Origin of the sequence: Rhizobium bangladeshense (assembly GCF_001662075.1) — a bacterium.
Lineage (GTDB): Bacteria > Pseudomonadota > Alphaproteobacteria > Rhizobiales > Rhizobiaceae > Rhizobium > Rhizobium bangladeshense_B.
The window spans coordinates 1-434 of sequence record NZ_LYPL01000130.1 but is presented as its reverse complement, the minus strand read 5'-3'; the positions used below and the strand labels follow the sequence as shown (position 1 = coordinate 434).

The 434-nt window shown below is 69.6% G+C and carries 1 protein-coding gene; it reads right to left on the bottom strand.

Annotated elements, in window-relative coordinates; translation table 11 throughout:
- Positions 1-434 (bottom strand): ROK family protein (locus tag A7X77_RS31825; RefSeq protein WP_156668228.1); only part of this gene is annotated, 434 nt, incomplete at both ends.

Here is a 434-nt window from a genome sequence, read left to right as displayed (position 1 = left end):
CGGGGCCGAAGAGCTGGTGGGGGAGGGCATAGGCGTTGGTATCGTCCTCCAGCCAGACCGGCACGTGGACGCGGGCGGCCACCAGCGAGGCGAGCGGAACATTGTCCCATTGGAAGCGGTGGCTGCGCACGCAGGCCGTCTGCTCGTGGTTGATGACGCCGGGCATGGAGATGCCGATGCCGGCGAGCTTGGCCTTCGGCCGGCCGGCGAGCGTCACCAGGTCGGGCACGGTGCCCGCCAGGAGATCCGCGACATAATGGGGATCGTGGCCCTCCAGGCCGACGCGCATGGCGGCGACGGGATTGGTGGCGAGATCGGTCGCCACGCATTCCACCGAATCCACCATCAGCTTGCAGCCGAGCGCGAGCGAGTGCTCGTAATTGATCTCGACGGGGATCGGCCGGCGGCCGGCCGGACCGGGTACCGCCTTGCCC